The following is a 17,064-nucleotide window of genomic DNA, read 5'->3' on the forward strand; positions in this document are numbered from 1 at the left end:
GTTTTGATGCAGATCAAGGCTCTCTTTTTCTGATTGAGGCATCAAGCCTGCGGTCTGAAACCGCCCGAAGTCGCCTAAGAGAATCGGCAAGGGCAAGGTAAAGGGACGAGAAATGTCTAACTATATCAAGCTGATAGTGCTTGGTCTCATAACGCTTTTTGCGATGATAGGGATCAATTTTGCACGCGATTTGGCCTATCAGGTGCATGCTGTGATCATCATGCTGGTGGCGGGAGGTCTGTTCCTTCACACTTTGCGCCAGACAGATGAGCCACGGGCACCTGTACCAACACACGAATACCTGGATGGCGTTGTGCGCGCGGGTGTGATCGCCACCGCTTTCTGGGGTGTTGTCGGATTTCTGGCGGGGACGTTTATTGCGTTTCAGCTCGCGTTTCCGGCGCTGAATTTTAACTGGGCCGAAGGCTACGCCAACTTTGGCCGTCTGCGCCCGCTACACACCTCGGCGGTGATTTTTGCTTTTGGCGGCAACGCGCTTTTGGCCTCATCGTTCTTTGTGGTGCAACGGACCTCGGCTGCGCGGCTTTGGGGCGGGAACCTCGCCTGGTTCGTGTTCTGGGGGTATCAGCTTTTTATTGTGCTGGCAGCGACAGGCTACCTGCTGGGCGGCACCCAGTCCAAAGAATACGCTGAGCCGGAATGGTATGTGGACCTTTGGCTGACTATCGTCTGGGTTTGCTATCTGGCGGTGTATCTGGGAACCATCATCAAGCGCCGTGAGCCGCATATCTATGTGGCGAACTGGTTCTACCTCGCGTTTATCGTCACCGTTGCGATGCTGCATGTGGTCAACAACCTGACCATTCCTGTATCGATCTGGGGTTCGAAATCCGTGATCGTCTGGCCCGGTGTGCAGGATGCAATGGTGCAGTGGTGGTACGGTCACAACGCTGTGGGCTTCTTCCTGACCGCGGGATTTTTGGGGATGATGTACTATTTCATCCCGAAACAGGCGGAACGTCCGGTCTTCAGTTATAAGCTGTCGATCATCCACTTCTGGGCGCTGATCTTTATCTACATCTGGGCGGGTCCGCACCACTTGCATTACACCGCGCTGCCGGATTGGGCGTCGACCCTTGGCATGGTGTTCTCGATCGTTCTTTGGATGCCGAGCTGGGGCGGCATGATCAACGGTCTGATGACCCTGTCTGGTGCCTGGGACAAACTGCGTACCGACCCTGTACTGCGGATGCTTGTGATCTCGGTTGCGTTCTACGGCATGTCCACATTCGAAGGCCCGATGATGTCGATCCGCGCTGTGAACTCGCTGTCGCATTACACCGACTGGACCATTGGTCACGTGCACTCCGGTGCGCTGGGTTGGAACGGTATGATCACCTTTGGGGCGCTCTACTATCTGACACCGGTTCTGTGGAAACGTGATCGCCTGTATTCGCTGTCACTTGTCAGCTGGCACTTCTGGCTCGCCACCATCGGCATCGTGCTCTACGCCGCGTCGATGTGGGTGACCGGTATCATGGAAGGCCTGATGTGGCGTGAAGTGGATGCCAACGGGTTCCTGGTGAACTCTTTCGCTGACACCGTTGCCGCGAAGTTCCCGATGTATGTGGTGCGCGGTCTGGGTGGGGTCATGTACCTCAGCGGTGCGCTGATCATGTGCTACAACCTCTGGATGACTGTCCGTAAGGCCCCGGCTAAAGAAGCCAGCCTGTCGGTTGCAGTCCCGGCTGAATAAGGAGGGCCGGAGAGATGGCAATTCTTGATAAACACAAGATCCTCGAAACCAACGCAACACTCCTGCTGGTCTTCTCTTTCCTCGTGGTGACAATTGGCGGTCTGGTTCAGATCACCCCGTTGTTCTACCTGGAAAACACCATCGAGAAGGTCGAGGGCATGCGCCCCTACACGCCGCTAGAGCTGGCGGGGCGCGAGGTCTACATCCGCGAAGGCTGTTATGTCTGCCACAGTCAGATGATCCGCCCGATGCGAGATGAGGTCGAACGCTATGGTCACTACTCCCTGGCGGCAGAGTCCATGTATGACCATCCGTTCCAGTGGGGGTCCAAACGCACCGGGCCTGATCTGGCCCGTGTGGGTGGCCGTTACTCGGACGATTGGCATGTGGACCACCTGCGGGATCCGCAGTCGGTGGTGCCGGAATCCGTGATGCCGAAATATGGCTTCCTGGAACGCACTATGCTTGAAGGTGAGTACATTGGCGACCTCATGGCGACCCAAGCGATTGTTGGCGTGCCTTATACTGACGATATGGTTGCGCAAGCGCAGATCGATTTCCGTGTCCAAGCTGACCCGGACAGCGACTATGACGGTCTGCTGGAACGCTATGGTGAAGACATCAATGTGCGCAACTTTGATGGCCAGCCCGGTGTTTCCGAAGCCGATGCGCTGATTGCCTATCTGCAAATGCTGGGAACGCTGGTCGACTTCTCGACCTTCACCCCAGACGCCAGCCGCTAAGGGAGGGGAAAAGATGGAATCTTATACGCTCCTGAGGCAGTTCGCAGACAGCTGGATGCTTTTGCTGCTGTTCACTTTCTTTATCGGCGTTGTTGTCTGGGCCTTCCGGCCCGGCAGCAGCAAGGTCTATTCCGACACCGCCGATATCCCTTTTCGCCATGCGGATAAACCCGCCGAGCCCGAGGAGACCCGGACATGAGTAAGAAACCGGTCAAACCTCACGATGTCCCAACCACAGGTCATTCCTGGGACGGGATCGAGGAATTCGACAATCCGATGCCACGTTGGTGGCTGTGGACCTTCTACCTCTGCATCATCTGGGCGGTTGGATACACGATTGCCTTTCCTGCCTGGCCGCTTGTGAATTCAGCAACATCCGGCCTGCTGGGCTGGTCGACCCGCGGCGATGTAGCATCCGAGATTGCCGCCGTTGAAGAGGCCAACGGCCCAATCAACGCACGTCTGGAGGCCGCAGATATGACGGCGCTGACCGCTGATCCGGATCTGCATGGTTACGCGGTTTCAGCCGGTGCTGCGGTGTTCAAAACCTGGTGCGCCCAGTGCCACGGTTCTGGCGCGGCTGGTGCAGTCGGCTATCCCAACCTGTTGGACGACGACTGGCTGTGGGGAGGGACCATCGAGGAGATCCAGACCACGGTCACACACGGTATCCGCAACGAAGAAGATGACGACGCGCGCTATTCTCAAATGCCCGCCTTTGGTCGCGATGAGTTGCTGGAAAAAGGTGAGATCGCCGCGATTGCTAACTATGTCGTATCGCTGTCCGGTGACCCGCAGGATGCGTCTGTTGTGGCGGATGGCAAGGTCCTGTTTGCCGACAATTGCGCGTCTTGCCATGGTGAAAGCGCCGAAGGTGACATCTCTCAGGGTGCGCCGAACCTGGCGGATGCGATCTGGCTCTATGGCGGGTCCTATGAGGATGTCGTGGCAACCATCACCAACGCCCGTTTTGGTGTGATGCCGCCCTGGTCCGGTCGTTTGAGCGAGGCTGAAATCCGCGCGGTTACCGCCTATGTTCACCAGCTGGGTGGCGGTGAATAACCGCAAGTTTCAAAAGCAGATCGGGCCGCCCTTGGGCGGCCCTTTTTTGTTTGGGATATGTTAGTCAGAATTTTCCGCCGGTTTGACGCAGATCAAGGTCCCCTCGACGGGATCATGGGACAAGTACATGTGGATCATGTGCTGGTTCTGAACCAGCGCCCAAAGCAGATCCTTCGCTTTTCGTGCTTCTCTATTGGCACGATTTCGACGCCGGTGCTCCGTATTGTTCGCGCGTTTCCCGGAGCACTGGCGTCACTTTTTTCCAAACTTCAAACTTAAAACGGCGTTTTTTCCGCCTTTTCGGAATGCTGTCATCAATTGGTGGCAGACTGTCGGTATTGAAACCTGCTGCTGTCAGGAACACATGAGAGTAAACGCTGGTCAACATGATCTTTCTCCTTTGTCTGGCCGGTGTTAACTGACGTCTACCCTTGCTCATTATGGCGGGGCATGCGACTCAAATAGAATTTCGATATGTAAGTTGAGGTTAAGTATGGACTGGATGAAAATGCCGCCCCTGTCTGCGCTGCGGGCCTTTTCGGCCTTTGCTGAACAGGGAGGCGTCGCCGAGGCGGGGGCCAGTCTCAATGTCAGTCATGCAGCAATCAGCCAGCAAATCAGGGCGTTGGAAAAGCATCTGGATGTGGCGCTTGTGGACCGCCAGGGGCGTGCTCTGGAACTGACACTTGCGGGGCACAAACTGGCACAGGCGCTGCATTTGGGGTTCGGGGCGATCGAAACAACGGTCCGGGAGATTGCCAAACATGGCGATACGCGTCCAGTTCACATCACTTGTACGCCTATGTTCGCCGCCAAATGGCTGATGCCGCGCCTTTCGGACTTTCGCGAGAAACATCCTGAAATTGATCTTGTCCTGGATCCGACAGGCGCCGTTGTCGACATGCGCAGTGGCGGGTTTGATCTTGCCATTCGGTACGGCGATGGCCAATGGCCGGGTCTCGAGGCCGAAATGTTGTTGCCGGTCCAGCGCATTGTGACAGCTGCGCCAAAGCTGCTGAATTGCCAGACGATCACCAAGCCAGAAGACCTGCTGGATCTGCCATGGGTTGAAGAGTTAGGCACCACTGAGGCGTCGTCCTGGTTGCGCGGGCGCGGCGTAGAGGCGGATCTTCGTGGTCCAAGAATTCGCGTGCCGGGTAATTTGCTTCTGGAGGCGGTGTTGAGCGGTCAGGGGGTGGCTGTCAAAATCCGGGATTTTGTTCAGGATGAGCTTGACAGCGGCCGTCTGACAGAGCTGTTCCATGAGGAAGACGACTGCGGGTATCACATCGTTACGCGACCGGGAGACATGCGCAGCTCTGCCCGGCACTTTGTGGCTTGGCTGCGGCGGCAGGGCCAAATTTAGCCGTGCCGCGACAATCCGCGCAGGGAGTACGGCCCCAAAACATCCATTGGCCATACCCATTTTGATCCACGTCAAAGTCTGAAAATCGCATATTTGGCAGAAGTCGGCTTGGTAATGCAGTTATTCTTGGAGCACGCCCGTGAGCGATTCCAGCCCGACCCCCAGCCTTTATGCCGCCAGGGAGCCGATTTTCCCGCGCCGGGTTTCCGGCAAGTTTCGGAACCTGAAGTGGATCATCATGGCGGTGACCCTTGGTATTTACTACCTAACTCCGTTTCTGCGTTGGGATCGGGGGCCGAACCTGCCAGATCAGGCGGTTTTGGTGGACCTGGCCAATCGCCGTTTCTATTTCTTCTGGATCGAAATCTGGCCGCACGAGTTCTATTTTGTTGCGGGTCTGCTGATTATGGCGGGGTTGGGGCTGTTTCTGTTCACCTCGGCTTTGGGGCGTGTCTGGTGTGGATATACCTGCCCACAGACCGTGTGGACCGATCTCTACATGCTGGTAGAGCGCTGGATCGAAGGCGATCGCAACGCGCGTCTGCGTTTGCACCGGCAGGAAAAACTTGACCTTCGCAAGATCCGCTTGCGGATCACCAAGTGGGTGGCTTGGTTGCTGATCGGTCTCGCCACTGGCGGCGCTTGGGTGTTCTACTTTGCCGATGCTCCAACCCTGGCAGTTGATCTGGTGACAGGGCAGGCGCACCCGATTGCCTATTCCACAATTGCGATCCTGACTTTTACCACCTTCCTGTTTGGTGGCTTTGCGCGGGAGCAAATCTGTATCTATGCCTGCCCCTGGCCGCGTATTCAGGCTGCAATGATGGACGAAGATACGCTGACCGTAGGTTATCGTTCTTGGCGCGGGGAACCCCGTGGCAAACACCGTAAATCCGAGGATGCCGAGCAAAAGGGCGATTGCGTGGACTGTATGGCCTGCGTGAATGTTTGCCCGATGGGGATCGACATCCGCGACGGCCAGCAGCTGGAATGTATCACCTGTGCGCTGTGTATTGATGCCTGTGATGACATTATGGCCAAGCTGGGAAAACCGCGCGGTCTGATCGACTATATGGCGCTGTCTGACGAAGGACGTGAAAAAGCTGGGCAAAAGGCAAAACCGGTCTGGTCCCATATCCTGCGGCCGCGCACCATTTTGTACACGGTAATGTGGTCGATGGTGGGGGTGGCACTGGTCTATGCGCTGTTCATCCGGCCCGAGGTCGATCTGACGGTCGCCCCGGTGCGTAACCCAACCTATGTGACGCTGTCTGACGGATCGATCCGCAACACCTATGACGTACGCCTGCGGAACAAACACGGCGAAGTCCGCCAATTTGAGGTCACGGTAAGCGGCGATCCCGCCTATCGTATCGAATTGGAAAATGAAGACGACACAGTCGTAGACGTGCCTGCGGATGCAGCGCATCTGCAGCGTGTCTATGTGATTGCGCCAAAGGGGACGGAACCTGCATCCGGCGAGGCCACTGATGTGCGTATCTGGGTCGAAGATCTGGAGAGCGGTGAACGCGCCTACAAAGACAGCACCTTTAACGGACGAGGGCAGTAACGATGGACAAGCCGCAACGCGAATTTACCGGTCGCCATGCATTTATGATCTTTGCCGGAGCCTTTGCGATTATCATCGCAGTAAACATCACCCTGGCGGTCAAAGCGGTGAAGACCTTCCCCGGACTGGAGGTTGCGAACTCCTATGTTGCAAGCCAGGAGTTTGATGCACGCCGCCACGCTCAGGAAGCGCTGGGATGGGAGATCTGGGCCGAGGTGCAGGATAACATCCTGCGCCTGTCCATCACGGATCGGGAGGGGCAACCGGTGGAAGTTGCCAAGCTGAACGCGACCTTTGGACGGGCCACTCACGTGAAGGACGACCAAACACCCGAGTTCACCTTTGACGGCAGCGCCTATGTAGCGCCTGTCACTGTTGGCGATGGCAATTGGAACCTGCGGATGGTCGCACGCGCCACCGACGGGACCGAGTTCACGCAGCGAGTGATCATTCATGTGCGTGAGGACAAGGAATGAGCGCCAACGCAGATCCCCACCAGTCACATCTTGCGGTCTGCCCAGGCTGCATTGCAGCGCCAAGCGAAGCAATAGATACCGCGCCCACTGAGGCGCGGCTGGCGCTTTCGTTGCCGACGATCCACTGTCAGGCCTGTATCTCCAAAGTGGAGCGCGGATTGGCCGAGGTGCCCGGGATCCGTTCTGCCCGCGTGAATCTGACGCTGAAACGGGCTTTAATTGAGGCAGACCCAGACCTGCACGCAGCTGATCTGATCCCAGTGGTCGAAGGGTTAGGCTACGAAGCGCACGAACTGGATCTGGCGCAACTTTCCAGCACGGCAACGGACAAAGTAGGGCGCGATCTTGCGATGCGCCTTGCGGTTGCGGGCTTTGCCTCGATGAATGTGATGCTGCTGTCTATTTCGGTGTGGTCCGGTGCGACCGACGCAACGCGGGATATGTTTCACTGGATTTCAGCAGCGATCTCGCTTCCGGCTGTGGCCTATGCCGGGAAGCCGTTTTTTGTAAATGCCTGGGCGGCCCTGCGTGTCCGCCGCCTGAATATGGATGTTCCGATTGTTTTGGCGTTGGTACTGGCATTGGTGACGTCCCTTTGGGAAACGAGTCTGGGGGGAGAACACGCCTATTTTGACGCGGCCTTGACGCTGACGTTCTTTCTGCTGGCTGGTCGCTATCTGGATCAGCGCACTCGGGCTGTTGCGCGCTCGGCAGCCGAAGAATTGGCCGCTCTGGAAGTGCCCCGGGCCATTCGGGTCTTGGATGGAGAAGAGACAGAAGTTGCGGTAACAGAGCTGTCTGTGGGCGATCACGTGTTGGTCAGACCCGGTGGTCGGATGCCCGTTGACGGGGTGATCCAGGAGGGTCGTTCTGAATTGGATCGCTCACTTTTGACTGGTGAAACCGTGCCTGTATTTGCCGAGCCCGGACAGGTCGTATCGGCGGGCGAGGTGAACCTGACCGGGCCTTTGACCGTGCGCGCAACGGCTGTGGGCGAAGAAACCTCACTCCACCGCATGGCGGATCTGGTGGCAATCGCCGAAAGCGGCCGGTCGCGTTATACCTCGCTCGCGGATAAGGCGGCCAAACTATATGCGCCGGGTGTTCACATCCTGTCGGCCCTGTCATTTGTCGGCTGGTTCCTCTGGACCTATGATACGCGCATGGCACTGAATATCGCCGCCGCGGTTCTGATCATCACCTGTCCTTGCGCGTTGGGCCTTGCCGTTCCGGCGGTAACCACCGCTGCATCCGGCCGGTTGTTTAAGAAAGGGCTGTTGATCAAGAACGCAACGGCACTGGAACGGCTGGCCGAGGTGGACACCGTCATCTTTGACAAAACCGGTACGCTGACCGAAGGCACGCCCGAAGTGACCAACATGGGGGACCATTGCCGCCGCGATCTGGAAATTGCGCTGGCGCTGGCCGAGGTCTCATCGCACCCATTGGCGCAAGCTTTGTCGCGGTCGGCAAAGGCTGCCGGTATCAAGCCTGCCAAATTACAGGCCGCCGAGGAGCTGCCAGGTTTTGGCGTGGAGGCGCTGCTTCATGGCCAGCCTGTACGTTTTGGGCGCGCAGAATGGGTAGGAGGCACGTCTTCGACCGAAACCGCAGCTTACCTTGACAGCGGAGACGGAAAAATCTGCGCCTTCACCTTCGAAGACAGTCTGCGTACAGGCGCGCAGGAGGTTGTGTCTGCTCTGAAAGCTTCCGGAAAGCACGTGTTGCTTCTGTCTGGTGATACTGAAGGTCCCGTGGCTGCTTTGGCGCAACGTTTGGGCATAGAGGACTGGTCCTCTGCAGCGTTGCCGCAAGGCAAATTGGCAAAGGTGCAATCTCTGTCTGAGCAGGGCCATAATGTGCTGATGGTGGGCGATGGCTTGAACGACACGGCAGCTTTGGCGGCTGCCCATGTCTCGGTCTCTCCGGCGACGGCCTTGGATGCGGCGCGGGTTGCTTCCGATGTCGTTTTGCTGGGTCGCGATCTGGCACCGATTGCGGACGCCTGTTTGACGGCGCAGAAAGCAACGCGGCGCATCCGGGAGAACTTCCGCCTCGCCACGCTTTATAACGTAATTGCCGTGCCTTTGGCCGTGGCAGGATTGGCAACCCCCTTGATTGCGGCCTTGGCCATGTCGCTGTCTTCCATTACCGTTTCGCTGAACGCGTTGCGCCTGCGTTGAACTGGATGATCTGACCCAATGACCGTCGTCTCTTACCTGATCCCGATTTCTCTGATCCTTGGTGGGCTGGGGCTTGCGGGTTTTATTTATACGATCCGTTCAAGTCAGTACGAAGATCCCGAAGGGGATGCTCGCCGGATTCTGAGCGACGACTGGGACGAACACCCCAAGCCTTGACCACCATCACAAAGAAAAAGGGCGCCTGTTGGGCGCCTTTTTTTGGTTTTGTTTTTGCTTTGTTGTTTGGGCTCAAAGCATGCGTAATTGGGCTGCCCTCTATTCTGAGGTCGAGCTCCCGATAGGATCACAGGATATCTGTGAACAAGGGAGATAGAAGATGGAATACTTTTCTGGAATAGACGTATCGCTACGATCCTGTGCGCTTTGCATTGTCGATGGTAAGGGAACCGTACTGCTTGAGCGAGAGCTACCATGCGAGGTCCGCGCCATCACTGAGTGGCTTGGAACGTTTCCCCATCCGATTGAACGGGTCGGTTTTGAAGCGGGCACGATGAGCCAACATCTGTTTTTTGGCTTGAAGGCAGCAGGTTTTGACGTCGTTTGTATGGAGGCGCATCAGGTCAATGCGGCGCTGTCGGCGATGCGCAACAAGACAGACAAGAATGATGCGCGTGGCATCGCTCAGGTCCTCCGCACCGGTTGGTTCAGCCCGGTTCACATGAAGAGCCGCGAAGCGCATGGCGTTCGCGCTTTGCTCAGCACACGCAAGGCACTGCTCAAGAAGACGATGGACCTCGCCAATGAAGTACGTGGGCTATTAAAGATCTTTGGCATTCGTCTTCCCATGACTGTGAAGCACGGCAGCTTTGACGGTGTCGTACGGCCACTGATCGAAATGGACGAAGTTTTGGTTCATGCTTTGGTGCCGCTGCTAGATGCACGCGTCGTCCTGTATGAACACTTTTGGGAACTGGATCGCAGGGTCAAACGCGCCGCCAGCCAAGATGAGGGGTGCATGCGAATGATGACGGTTCCAGGTGTCGGGCCGATTGCCTCGCTCACCTTCAAAGCTGCAGTCGATGATCCCACGCGCTTCAAACGGTCACGGATTGTTGGTGCGCATTTTGGTCTGACACCGCGACGCTATCAGTCTGGCGAACATGACAATCCCGGCCGCATATCGAAAGCTGGAGATCGAGATGTCCGCGCAACACTGTACGCTGCCGCCAACGCTTTGCTTATGCGCACGATGGCGGGGTCCCAGATCAAATCATGGGGCATGCGACTGATGCGGACCAAAGGACGCCGTCGCGCTGTTGTTGCGGTCGCACGGAAACGCGCCGTCTTGCTGCATCGCATGTGGGTTGATGGCGCGGAATTTCGTCAGGATCAGGTAGGAGGCGAGGCATGACTTAATACGCAACCCATCCCATCCTAACGGGGTCGTCCCTCACCGGACGAGGTCTGTGGAAGAAGCCGAAAAAGTCGGTTGCGCAAGTTGAAGCGCGTCTCAGAGCAAGGTTCTCCACTGCCGATCCGACATAGGCGTGCAGCGATGCCACCAAAGAGCATCATCCAGACTGCGAAGAGAAGCGTGACCCGGATGAGCGACACTGACCCAAAAGAATGAAGGAAAACGAGCTTGACCCCAACACCCAATTAGAGAAGCCGGGTTTAGGAGCGGGGGCCAATTGTTTCGCAGGGGGTGTTGCGCGCCTGCAGTCGGCGGCAGGCCAACTCGGCGTTTTCACGGGTCATGCCAAGGAAGTTCGCGTCAAACCCGCGTGGAGACTTCACGACCTTGCGCAAGGATCCGTTCAACGTCGACATTTCGGTCAATGCTGTTTTCAGCAGAACTTTTTCTGCCTTAAAGCGGTTGGTGTAGCGTCCCACATTAATGCCCCAATACCGCCCACCTGAGGTTGACAGCCGGGTGACAACGATCGGTTCGTCCAATTCGTTGTTTACGTTAATAAATTTGTCGGGTCGGGCCTGGGGCCGCAAACCGCTGCGATAAGGTTGGACCAGAGACAATCGCTGTTCACCGACAGAGGCAACCGCAGCAATAACCTGTGCGTCTTCCTCAGTTGCTGGTGAGACGTCGATCTGTGCGGCTTCAACAACGGCGGCTTCGGCAATCGCATCTTGAATACTGGCCTGAAGATCGGATGTCTGATCCGGCGTGGTTTTATTGGCCGCCAAAAGCGAGAAGGCGCTGCCCGTAGAAGGCGCAACGGTTGGTGCTGTTTCAGCGGGTTGGCCGGGTCTCAATTTCGGGCGCAGGCTGGTTTGCACCAATCCGCTGACACGGATAGATTTGCCACTGCCGGTTTGCGGCGTTCTGCTGTCGTCCGCGGCTTCTGCAACGCGAATGCCCTGATTGCCCTGATAGGGAGGAAGTGCTGGTTTGCGCAGTTTCGCATGTGTTGGGGCGCGACGGAAACCGAGGTCCAGAAGCTCTGCAACTTTTGCATTACGGGACGTTGACGATTTCCCACCAAAAACAGTTGCAATGACGCGCTCATTGCCACGCTTGGCGGAAGCAACAAGGTTAAAGCCCGCAGCATTGGTGTAACCGGTTTTAATCCCGTCGGCGCCTTTGTAGGCGGCGAGAAGGCGTCGGTTGGTGTTGGCAACGGTGCGTACCCCTGCATCGGCAGAGGTGCGTGAAAAGAGGTTATAGTATTCGGGGTAATCATACAGAATATGACGTCCCAGAATGGTCATGTCACGCGCGGTCGAAAGGTGCCCCTTTGCCGTCAGTCCATTGGCATTCTTGAAAGTTGTACGCGACATGCCAAGCGCCTTGGCAGTTCGGTTCATCCGGCGGGCAAAGGCTGCCTCGGAACCCGAAATCGCCTCACCGATGGCGGTGGCCGCGTCATTGCCAGACTTGATCGCAGCAGCACGGATCAGATAGCGCAGAGCGATTTTCTGTCCGGTTTTGAGGCCCAGTTTTGACGGGGGTTCCGCAGCTGCGTTGCGCGAGATCTTAACCTTGGTATCAAGCGTAATTTCACCATTTCGGACCGCTTCAAAGGCGATGTAGAGCGTCATCATCTTGGTCAGGGAAGCCGGGTGCAGGCGGGTGTCGGCGTTGCGGGAATGTAGAACTTCGCCGGTGCGCGCGTCCATTACCATCGCCGCATAGGGAGCGGCCTGTAGCGCGGACACGGTCAACAGACACAAGAAAAGGCTGGCTATGATTCGCCTGGCGCCGTCTAGCGCCCCGCGTTGTGCAACAAAGAGAATACCCCTAAAGGGGCGTGGTTTCCGGGCGTTGGGAACCTGCGCGATATCTGCCATGTCTGCCTCTGGTGTCGCCGATTTTCGGCTGACGAATTTTTTGCTCGAGAAGAAGCTAACACAGGGATGGTTAATAATAAACCGCCGCGGATTTGTGCTGGTCAGGTCCAAAAGATCGGTTTGGCCGGCATCTGGTGGGTGGCGTTTTGTGTTCCACAAGATGCATGGTTTGTTAATGCCCTGTTAAGTAAAAAAACTTGAACAATCGGCGAAATTCCGGCGCAAAACTATCAGCAAATCGGCAACTGATGCGTGGATGCCACAAGGTGCGATGGTGGATCAGGCCTGAACAGATTGATAATAGGGGGACAGAAACGCCAGATGCACGTTCAGAAGCGTGCCAGTTGGAATCAGTGGCGTCAGTGCCGCTGCCAATGCCTCGCTTAGACCCATCATAAAGGCATCGTTACGATGCGGCTTTTTCAATACAGCAAGACGCAGCAAAACATGGCTGTGATGGGAGACCGCAATGGGATAGGCGCGGCCCTTGCACAGACCGGAACTGGGATCGTTTTCCTTGATCACGTCTTCGATCACGGCCAGTGCTTGGGTGGCGTCGAAATCGAGGTCGGCAGAGTAAGAGAGGTCAGCCTGTGGCATGTTTCGATCCTTTTACACTTGCGCAATAAGCGCCGGAAGTTTGCCGAGGTCATCAATTTCGAAATACCGGGTGTGGTTTTCGGGTGGTTCAGCATGTTCGTGATCCCACACCAGCCCGTGTGGAACAAAGGCGGCCCAGCCACCGGCCGCCAATACTGGAAGAATGTCAGAACGCATTGAATTTCCGACCATCATTGTTTGTTCCGGGGCGTGCCCGTGGCGGCGGAAGATGTCGGCGTAAACCTCAGGCGTTTTGTTGGATACGATTTCCACAGCATTAAAGAAGTCACCCAAACCGGACTGTGCCAGCTTGCGTTCCTGGTCGAGCAAGTCACCTTTGGTGATCAAAACGAGGTGATGGTCTGCGGCCAGCGCGGTTACGGCCTCGCGCGCGTGTGGTAGCAATTCGATTGGATAGCTCAGCATCATTTGACCGGCTTCCAACAGCTCTTGGATCACCGACGCCGGTACACGTGAATCAGTGACCTCGATTGCGGTTTCAATCATCGAGAGGGTGAACCCTTTCACTCCGTAACCGTACCGGCCCAGATTGCGCGTTTCCGCATCCAAAAGCAGGCGATCCAGCTGCGCCGCGTCCATGTCCCCAGGCGTATGGTCCATCAAAAGTTCCGCAAAACGGTCTTGGGTAACCCGAAAGAAACGTTCGTTGTGCCAAAGGGTATCATCGGCATCAAAAGCTATCGTTGTGAGCGTCTTTGACATTCTATTTCCCTTCGGTGTCTTTTCCTGCCGCCAATAAAGGCTATATAAGCGCCCTGAGAATTTCCATGCTGGATCGAGACGGCCTGCACATGACCTTTGAACCTATTTTGCTGTCGGACAAGTCCGATGACGAAGGTGAACTGGACCTTCTGACCAAGACCAAGCCCAAAACGCAGCGTCCGCCGCGTTACAAAGTTTTGCTGCTGAATGATGACTACACTCCGATGGAGTTTGTGGTGATCGTGCTGGAGCGTTTCTTTGGTATGACACATGCTCAGGCGTTTGAAATCATGCTGGCGGTACACAAGAAAGGTCTCGCCGTGGTTGGTGTCTTCAGCCATGAGATTGCAGAGACAAAGGTCGCGCAAGTGATGGATTTTGCAAGACGTCACCAGCATCCGCTGCAATGCACGATGGAAAAAGAAGAATAATCAAAGAGAAAGGGGCGCGTTGATGTCCGTTCGCCTGTCGCTGGCTTTGGAGGCAGGCGGTTTTGCCGTGCCTGAAACCGGTTCTGTTTTTGTGTTTCACCCCTCGGTTGATTTGGATCTGTCTGCGCTGCCCATAGATCGGGTCAAGGTCATCCAGCCTCTGCGTCCGGCGTATGAGCGGTTCGCCTCTCTTGGGTATGACTGCGTGCCTGTCTGGGACGGAGAGACCCGCGCGGTGGCCTCAGTTGTGTTTGCCACCCGCGCCAAGGCGCAGGCCCGCGATATTATTGCGCAGGCTGCGGCAGCAACAGACGGGCCGGTTCTGATTGATGGCGCAAAGACCGACGGAATTGATTCGTTTCTGAAGGACTTGCGCAAACTGGCAGCGCCTTCCGCTCCGATCTCCAAAGCTCACGGCAAAGTCTTCTGGATTGAAGGTGGTGCAGATTTGCCCAATTGGCGGGCAACCGAAGGCTCGCTGGTCGAAGGACATAAGACCGCACCCGGTGTGTTTTCGGCGGACGGAATCGATCCGGCCTCGCGCATGCTGGTTGAGGCATTGCCCAAGAAACTGGGGCGCCGCGTAGCCGACCTTGGGGCTGGTTGGGGGTATCTGTCCGGGCAAATCCTGTCCCGCGACGCGGTTGAAACAGTGCATCTGGTGGAAGCCGACCATATCGCGCTGGAATGCGCCCGCGCGAATGTAACAGATGATCGGGCACGGTTTCACTGGGCCGATGCAACCAGTTGGACAGCGCCAGAGCCGTGCGATGCAGTGATTATGAACCCGCCGTTTCACACGGGCCGCGCTGCGGAGCCGGCATTGGGCCAGGCCTTCATTCGCACAGCGGCCAAAGTGCTGACGCCGGGTGGTCAGGTCTGGATGGTGGCGAACCGGCATCTCCCCTATGAGGTGACGCTGGAGCAGAGCTTTGCCAAGGTCGAAGAGATCGCGGGCGATAACCGGTTCAAAATTCTGCATGCACAACGCCCGCGCCGCGCAAAAGCTTAGGGGCGTGTGAGGTTTGCAGTCGCGCCCAACCTGTATAAGGTCGGCCAAAACCACTCACTTTAACAGAGGCATGTCATGTCCTTTTCCATCTCAGGTAAGACCGCCATCGTGACGGGGGCCTCAAGCGGCATTGGTCTGGCGATTGGCAAGCAATTTGCGGATGCAGGTGCAAATGTCATGTTCGTCGATTCAAATGAGGCCGCCTTGGCTGCGGAATTGGGAGAGCCTGAAGAAGACAGCAACATTCGTTTTTTCGCGGGCGATCTGCGCGAACGTTTGACAATTGCCAATCTCCTGTCCGCCACAATTGATGCCTTTGACGAGATCGACATTCTGGTGAACGGCGCGCGGCAGGTCGAGCAAAGCGACGCTTTGGATCCCGAAGATGAATCTGTGGATCGGCTGTTGAACCAAAACTTGTTGCCGACGCTGCGCCTGTCCCAACAAGTGGCACGTCGTATGATAAAACAGGGTGAGGACAAGGACGAGGATGCACCACGCGGCTCGATCATCAACCTGTCATCCATCGCAGCGCGGCGTACCCATCCAGACCTTTTGGCCTATTCCATCGCCTCAGCGGCGCTTGATCAGATGACGCGGTCGCTTTCGGTGTCTCTAGCGCCACACCGCATTCGCGTGAACTCAATCGCCTTTGGTTCTGTCATGAGCGCTTCGCTGCAGTCGACGCTAAAAGACAATCGTGCGTTTCGCGAAGACATTGAACAACACACCCCATTGGGACGGATAGCTGCGCCTGGCGAGTTGACAGAGGCGGCCCAGTTTCTTGCCTCAGAGGCGTCCGGTTTCATGACTGGTCAAATCATGACCCTGGATGGCGGGCGTACCTTGTTGGATCCGGTTGCCGCAGCTGTTCACTAAGTTCAAATATCTGCGCATGGTGTCGCGCGGCGAGAAAATGGAAGAAAGACTATGTCGGCCGAAATGCAATCCGAAAAAGACCGCGCCTCAGCCTGGTTTAAATCTCTGCGTGACGAGATTGTTGCAGCTTTTGAGGGGCTTGAGGCCAGCCACGACAACGGGCCTTTTGCCGATCTTGAGCCCGGTACCTTCGAGGTGAGCGAGACCACGCGGACCTCTGAAGATGGTTCCGACGCTGGCGGAGGGCTGATGAGTGTCATGCGCGGCGGGCGCGTTTTTGAGAAAGTTGGCGTCAATATCTCAACCGTTTACGGAACCCTTGGCGAACGTGCGCAGAACGCGATGGCCGCGCGTAAAGGGATTCCCGGCATGAAGGAAGATCCGCGGTTCTGGGCCTCGGGTATTTCGTTGGTGGCGCATATGCGCAATCCCCATGTCCCGGCAGTTCATATGAACACCCGTATGTTCTGGACACCGCATGCCTGGTGGTTCGGTGGCGGCTCTGACCTGAACCCCTGTATCGAATATGACGAGGACACGGCCCACTTCCACGACCAGCAAAAGACACATCTTGAACCGCATGGCGCAGAGCTCTATCCAGAACTGAAGGCTTGGGCGGATGAGTATTTCTTTATTCCGCATCGTGGTCGTGCGCGCGGTGTAGGCGGTATCTTCATGGATGATCGCAACACCGGGGATTGGCAGGCAGATTTCGCGCTGACGCAGGACATTGGCCGTGCCTTTCTGCCTGCCTTTGTGCCGCTGGTGGAAAAGCGCCGGCTTCAGGCCTGTGATGACGCGGACCGTGATGTGCAGCTGGTGCATCGCGGCCTCTATGCGGAATATAATTTGGTTTATGACCGGGGGACCAAATTTGGTCTGGAAACCGGTCATGATGCCAACGCGGTTCTGATGAGCCTTCCTCCCTTGGCCAAATGGGTTTGAATTCTTCACCAAAATGCCGATTGGCGAATTGATGCCTTATTGATGTTGCTTTGATCGACCAAGTCCACGCACTGCCCTAAACTGCCACAG

At 56.6% G+C, this 17,064-nt stretch carries 18 protein-coding genes; 14 read left to right on the forward strand and 4 right to left on the reverse strand.

Features of this window, described 5'->3' with window-relative positions; genetic code table 11:
- Positions 1 to 112 precede the first annotated feature (112 nt).
- The 4 genes from ccoN to ccoP are packed head-to-tail and all read left to right on the forward strand — an operon-like array spanning position 113 to position 3,522.
- Positions 113 to 1,717 carry a cytochrome-c oxidase, cbb3-type subunit I gene (gene ccoN / locus ACXAEW_RS09375; RefSeq protein ID WP_474941065.1) on the forward strand — a complete coding sequence of 535 codons (1,605 nt, stop codon included), beginning with the start codon at positions 113 to 115 and terminating at the stop codon, positions 1,715 to 1,717.
- Positions 1,718 to 1,731: 14 nt separating this feature from the next.
- Entirely contained in the window at positions 1,732 to 2,460 is a 729-nt protein-coding gene (ccoO, locus tag ACXAEW_RS09380; RefSeq protein WP_474941066.1) for a cytochrome-c oxidase, cbb3-type subunit II, read from the forward strand.
- Between the two features lie 13 nt (positions 2,461 to 2,473).
- A complete protein-coding gene (locus tag ACXAEW_RS09385) occupies positions 2,474 to 2,659 on the forward strand; it encodes a cbb3-type cytochrome c oxidase subunit 3 (RefSeq protein ID WP_474941067.1) in 186 nt (61 codons plus the stop codon).
- Positions 2,656 to 3,522 (forward strand): cytochrome-c oxidase, cbb3-type subunit III, encoded by an 867-nt coding sequence (gene ccoP, locus ACXAEW_RS09390; protein ID WP_474941068.1) that lies wholly within the window; start codon positions 2,656 to 2,658, stop codon positions 3,520 to 3,522. Before ACXAEW_RS09385 ends, ccoP begins: the two co-directional genes overlap by 4 nt.
- Before the next feature lie 190 nt (positions 3,523 to 3,712).
- Here ccoP and ACXAEW_RS09395 read toward each other — a convergent pair whose 3' ends face one another.
- The gene (locus tag ACXAEW_RS09395) at positions 3,713 to 3,910 is read right to left on the reverse strand and encodes a hypothetical protein (protein WP_474941069.1); all 198 of its coding nucleotides are present in this window, start codon (positions 3,908 to 3,910) and stop codon (positions 3,713 to 3,715) included.
- Positions 3,911 to 4,015: 105 nt separating this feature from the next.
- On the opposite strand from ACXAEW_RS09395, the gene ACXAEW_RS09400 reads away from it, so the two are divergent.
- From ACXAEW_RS09400 to ACXAEW_RS09425, 6 genes are all read left to right on the forward strand, one after another.
- Complete coding sequence (locus tag ACXAEW_RS09400; RefSeq protein ID WP_474941070.1) at positions 4,016 to 4,888, forward strand: LysR family transcriptional regulator; 873 nt, start codon at positions 4,016 to 4,018, stop codon at positions 4,886 to 4,888.
- Between the two features lie 139 nt (positions 4,889 to 5,027).
- Positions 5,028 to 6,458, forward strand: a complete 1,431-nt coding sequence (ccoG, locus tag ACXAEW_RS09405; RefSeq protein ID WP_474941071.1) for a cytochrome c oxidase accessory protein CcoG — start codon at positions 5,028 to 5,030, stop codon at positions 6,456 to 6,458.
- Positions 6,459 to 6,460: 2 nt separating this feature from the next.
- Positions 6,461 to 6,934, forward strand: coding sequence for a FixH family protein (locus ACXAEW_RS09410; protein WP_474941072.1), 474 nt, complete (start codon positions 6,461 to 6,463; stop codon positions 6,932 to 6,934).
- Positions 6,931 to 9,117 carry a heavy metal translocating P-type ATPase gene (locus ACXAEW_RS09415; RefSeq protein WP_474941073.1) on the forward strand — a complete coding sequence of 729 codons (2,187 nt, stop codon included), beginning with the start codon at positions 6,931 to 6,933 and terminating at the stop codon, positions 9,115 to 9,117. The genes ACXAEW_RS09410 and ACXAEW_RS09415 overlap by 4 nt, the downstream gene beginning before the upstream one ends.
- Before the next feature lie 18 nt (positions 9,118 to 9,135).
- Positions 9,136 to 9,294, forward strand: coding sequence for a cbb3-type cytochrome oxidase assembly protein CcoS (gene ccoS / locus ACXAEW_RS09420; RefSeq protein ID WP_474941074.1), 159 nt, complete (start codon positions 9,136 to 9,138; stop codon positions 9,292 to 9,294).
- 160 nt (positions 9,295 to 9,454) lie between these two features.
- Complete coding sequence (locus ACXAEW_RS09425; RefSeq protein ID WP_474940969.1) at positions 9,455 to 10,489, forward strand: IS110 family RNA-guided transposase; 1,035 nt, start codon at positions 9,455 to 9,457, stop codon at positions 10,487 to 10,489.
- A 263-nt stretch (positions 10,490 to 10,752) separates the two neighbouring features.
- Here ACXAEW_RS09425 and ACXAEW_RS09430 read toward each other — a convergent pair whose 3' ends face one another.
- The 3 genes from ACXAEW_RS09430 to ACXAEW_RS09440 form a co-directional block, all read right to left on the reverse strand.
- A complete protein-coding gene (locus ACXAEW_RS09430; RefSeq protein WP_474941075.1) occupies positions 10,753 to 12,384 on the reverse strand; it encodes a D-alanyl-D-alanine carboxypeptidase family protein in 1,632 nt (543 codons plus the stop codon).
- A 279-nt stretch (positions 12,385 to 12,663) separates the two neighbouring features.
- Entirely contained in the window at positions 12,664 to 12,984 is a 321-nt protein-coding gene (locus ACXAEW_RS09435; RefSeq protein ID WP_474941076.1) for a hypothetical protein, read from the reverse strand.
- A gap of 12 nt (positions 12,985 to 12,996) precedes the next feature.
- Positions 12,997 to 13,707, reverse strand: coding sequence for an HAD family hydrolase (locus tag ACXAEW_RS09440; RefSeq protein WP_474941077.1), 711 nt, complete (start codon positions 13,705 to 13,707; stop codon positions 12,997 to 12,999).
- Between the two features lie 89 nt (positions 13,708 to 13,796).
- On the opposite strand from ACXAEW_RS09440, the gene clpS reads away from it, so the two are divergent.
- The 4 genes from clpS (at position 13,797) to hemF (ending at position 16,974) form a co-directional block, all read left to right on the forward strand.
- Positions 13,797 to 14,138, forward strand: a complete 342-nt coding sequence (clpS, locus tag ACXAEW_RS09445; RefSeq protein WP_474943017.1) for an ATP-dependent Clp protease adapter ClpS — start codon at positions 13,797 to 13,799, stop codon at positions 14,136 to 14,138.
- A 22-nt stretch (positions 14,139 to 14,160) separates the two neighbouring features.
- The gene (locus tag ACXAEW_RS09450) at positions 14,161 to 15,150 is read left to right on the forward strand and encodes a class I SAM-dependent methyltransferase (RefSeq protein ID WP_474941078.1); all 990 of its coding nucleotides are present in this window, start codon (positions 14,161 to 14,163) and stop codon (positions 15,148 to 15,150) included.
- A 75-nt stretch (positions 15,151 to 15,225) separates the two neighbouring features.
- Entirely contained in the window at positions 15,226 to 16,029 is an 804-nt protein-coding gene (locus tag ACXAEW_RS09455) for an SDR family NAD(P)-dependent oxidoreductase (protein ID WP_474941079.1), read from the forward strand.
- 51 nt (positions 16,030 to 16,080) lie between these two features.
- A complete protein-coding gene (hemF, locus tag ACXAEW_RS09460; protein WP_474941080.1) occupies positions 16,081 to 16,974 on the forward strand; it encodes an oxygen-dependent coproporphyrinogen oxidase in 894 nt (297 codons plus the stop codon).
- The last annotated feature ends 90 nt before the right edge of the window (positions 16,975 to 17,064 follow it).

It is taken from the genome of Epibacterium sp. ABZ3_068 (assembly GCF_056159265.1).